The following is a 735-nucleotide window of genomic DNA, read 5'->3' on the forward strand; positions in this document are numbered from 1 at the left end:
AAGGTTATCTTGTGTCAACCAGAACATATTCTCGCAGAATTTGGCATAATCTTTACTTAGTGTTTCCATATAGTTAGCTTTAATTCTATCATTTGGGTTTTCATAAGGCTGTGAAAAGGCTTGAGTAAAAAAATCTCTTAAGCTGATGACATTTTTGGCGTAGCGTTGCCATTGCTCTGCTTTATTAAGTTCAGTGGGGTATGGTAAGCCCATGCGTTGCAGGGCATTTTCAAAGCGCTTGATTTGCCCTGTATCGGCTCGGTTTGCTCCTAGCCAATTGAGTATTTGATTGATCGCTTTGCGCTGATTTTGATTTCTGGTTGCAGCGATATTTCTGCTCTCATTAAAACTTTCGCCCCAGCCAATACTTGGAATATCATTATAATGAATCAACACCGACAATAACTTAGCCAATGTTTCCGCTGGCATATTGGTGATCCACTGCTGATTTTCTTGTTGGTGCTGTTCTGAAAGCAAAAAGTTAGCCACAAAGTAGGCGCTTTCTTGGTCGGTGGCTTGCTTCTCCATATCATCAATGATGTTAAATGGCAGCATCATCACTTGGCCAATGGTTAAGCCAAATGCAGCGGCGACCGTCAGCACTTTATTGAATTCGGCAAAACTGTTGACTTTGCCTGACTCATCAAAGAACTCAAAGCGCTGAAACCCTTTATTATTCATCACGCCAAGCAGCGCAGCAAAGAAGTCATCTGCGGCTTTCGGGTTCAGTTCAGT

1 pseudogene is annotated in these 735 nt (G+C 42.2%); it reads right to left on the reverse strand.

Annotated features, from left to right (window positions below):
* Positions 1-735 (reverse strand): annotated as a pseudogene (locus ACQEXR_RS20300) (LysM domain-containing protein); the annotation flags it as partial.

The sequence above is a fragment of the Vibrio sp. TRT 2004 genome, assembly GCF_050113735.1.
Classification (GTDB): Bacteria; Pseudomonadota; Gammaproteobacteria; order Enterobacterales; family Vibrionaceae; genus Vibrio.